This is a genomic window from Actinoplanes sp. NPDC048791, from assembly GCF_040650095.1.
In the GTDB taxonomy this organism is placed as follows: Bacteria; Actinomycetota; Actinomycetes; order Mycobacteriales; family Micromonosporaceae; genus Actinoplanes.
Genome location: NZ_JBEZGQ010001092.1, coordinates 1 through 2,649, shown reverse-complemented (window position 1 = coordinate 2,649; position 2,649 = coordinate 1). Strand labels below are relative to the sequence as shown.

Annotated in this window: 3 protein-coding genes; 1 reads left to right on the top strand and 2 read right to left on the bottom strand. The window is 74.0% G+C overall.

Features of this window, described 5'->3' with window-relative positions:
- Window positions 1-103: 103 nt before the first annotated feature.
- A complete protein-coding gene (locus AB0C29_RS42625) occupies window positions 104-970 on the bottom strand; it encodes a LysR family transcriptional regulator (RefSeq protein ID WP_360833251.1) in 867 nt (288 codons plus the stop codon).
- 70 nt (window positions 971-1,040) lie between these two features.
- Between AB0C29_RS42625 and AB0C29_RS42620 the strand changes: the two genes are divergently transcribed.
- Entirely contained in the window at window positions 1,041-1,925 is an 885-nt protein-coding gene (locus AB0C29_RS42620; protein WP_360833249.1) for an NAD(P)H-binding protein, read from the top strand.
- Window positions 1,926-1,928: 3 nt separating this feature from the next.
- Here the strand turns inward: AB0C29_RS42620 and AB0C29_RS42615 are convergent, their stop codons facing one another.
- Entirely contained in the window at window positions 1,929-2,519 is a 591-nt protein-coding gene (locus AB0C29_RS42615; protein ID WP_360833247.1) for an HAD family phosphatase, read from the bottom strand.
- Between the last annotated feature and the right edge of the window lie 130 nt (window positions 2,520-2,649).

The following is a 2,649-nucleotide window of genomic DNA, read 5'->3' as shown; positions in this document are numbered from 1 at the left end:
CCGCGCCCCCCCCCCCCCCCGGCCCCACGCGGGCCCCCCGCCCGCCCCCCCCACCCCACCGCATTCAGAAGCCCGCCCCGTTCCGACGGGCCGGCCTTCTGTCTCAGGTGACGGTGGCCGCGACCTCGACGGCAGCGCGGACGAAGGCCGCCACGGCCGGCGAATGGGACTCCGGTAACCACGCGACAGCCAGTGTGACCGGCAGCAAGTCGTCGACGCTGCGGTAGACCAGGCCGGGTCGCGGATGGCGCCGGGCGACCGAGCGCGGCGGGAACCACACGACGCTGCCCAGCTCGACCAGGTTGAAGATCTGCGCCAGGTCCAGCCCCGCCCCGCTCACCTCGGCCGGCGGTCTCGTGAAGCCGCCGCGGTCGGCCGGTGACCCGTCCGGGAGTTTCCGGCCGGCGAGCTCGGCCAGGGACAACGACGGCCGGTCGGCCAGCGGATCGGTGGCGGCCAGGGCGACGAGGCGCGGCTCGGTCAGCAGTGGCTCGACGTCGAGGTCCGGGTCCAGGTACGGCGCGAGCAGCAGCGCCACATCGGCCCGCCCGTCGCGTACGGCTGGGGCCTGCTCCCAGGGACCGCCCAGCACGAGCTCCACCGGAAGCGCGGCCGCCTCCCGCTGATAGGCGGCGAGGATCTGCGGCAGCAGACCGGAGTCGTAGTCGGCCTTGAACGCGAGCCGCAGCCCCGGCACCACCCGGCCGGCGTGCCGGGCTCGGCGGCCGGCCGCGGTCACCGCGTCGAGCGCCGTACGGGCATCGCGGAGCAGCACCTCCCCGGCCGCAGTCAGGGCGACCTGCCGCGTCGTCCGCTCCAGCAGCCGCACGTCGAGCTGGCGTTCCAGCTCGCGGATGGCGCGGGACAAAGGCGGTTGGGCCATGCCCAGCCGCTCGGCCGCCCGCCCGAAGTGCAGCTCCTCGGCCACCGCCACGAAGTACCGGAGTTGCCGGACCTCCAGCTCATTCATATCCGCAGAGTATCAATGGCGACCGGATCGGTCCTTCAGCTCCGCGAGCGTCCGGCGTTGACTGATTCTCATGATCGTTGTGACAGCACCCACGGGCCACATCGGCCGCCAGGTCGTGCGGAACCTGCTCGACCGGGGCGCCCCGGTCCGCGTCATCGCCCGGGACCCGTCCCGGCTGACCCCGGAGAGCCGGGACCGCCTGGACGTCGTACCCGGATCGCATGCCGACGCCGACATCGTCGCCAAGGCCTTCGCCGGCGCCGACGCGGTCTTCTGGCTGGTCCCGCCGGACCCGCGGGCCGGCAGCGTCACCGCCGCCTATGTGGACTTCACCCGGCCCGCGTGCGAGGCCTTCACCAGCCAGGGCGTCAGCCGCGTGGTCGGCGTCTCGGCCCTCGGCCGCGGCACAGCGGTGGCCGGGCAGGCCGGGCTGGTCACCGCGTCGCTGGCGATGGACGACCTGATCGCGGGTACGGGTGTGAGCTACCGCGCGCTGACAATGCCCTCGTTCATGGACAACATCCTGCGGCAGGTCGACGCCCTCAGGAACCGCGGCGTGTTCGTCGCACCGATCGCCGGCGACCGCAAGTTTCCGTCCTGCGCCACCCGGGACATCGCCGCGGTGGCCACCGACCTGCTGCTCGACGACTCCTGGAGCGGCCCGGGCAGCGTGCCGGTGCTCGGACCCGAGGACCTGTCGTACGACGACATGGCCGCCGTCATGTCCGAGGTCCTGGCCCGCCCGATCCGGTTCCAGCGGATCCCCGGCGAGGACCTGCGGGCCGGCCTGCTCGGACGCGGGATGTCCGAGCCGATGGCGCAGGCCACGCTGGAGATGTGGCAGGCCAAGGACGCCGGGCTGGACAACGCCGAGCCCCGTACGCCGCAGGCCACCACGCCGACCACCTTCCGGCAGTGGTGCGAGGACGTGCTGCGGCCGGCCGTCCTGGCCTGACGCTCAGCGTTCCCAGGGCGGCGGCACTCGTACGGCGGCCATGCCCGCCGCCGTGGCCGCCTGGATGCCGAGGTCGGTGTCCTCGAAGACGAGGCAGTCGCCGGGCGGCACCCGCAGCAACTCGGCGGCCAGCAGGAACGCCCCCGGGTCCGGCTTGGCCCGTGGGTAGTCACCGGCGCAGACCAGCACGTCGAACTTCTCCAGCAGGCCCAGGGCGCTGAGCGAGGCGGTGACGGACTCGCGGGTGCTGCCGGACACCACCGCGAACGGGATCCGCCGGTGCGCCTCGTCGATGTGCTCCAGGACCCCTGGAACGGCGCTGACGGTCGGCAGCAGCTCCTGGAAGAGGACCTCCCGGCGGGCGGCGACGATCTCGACCGGCATGCTCAGGCCCTGCTGCTCGTTGAGGTCGGCGATGATCTCGGCGACGGGTCGCCCGCCCCAGGCGTAGAAGAGGTCCTCGGGCAGCACCGCGCCCCACTCCTTGAGCGCCTGTTGCCAGGCGACGTAGTGCACGGGCATGGAGTCCGCGATGGTCCCGTCGCAGTCGAACAGATAGGCCCGGAAATCACCGGCCGGCAGGGGTAGCAGCACCGCAGCAGGATATAGAGCCGGTCACGACAGCGCGCCCCCGCCCGGGGGGGGGCCCCCCCGGGCCCCCGGGTCGGTGGGCGGTGCGGGGGGTGGCGCGCGGGGGCGGGCCGGGGCCACCCGCGGCGGGGCC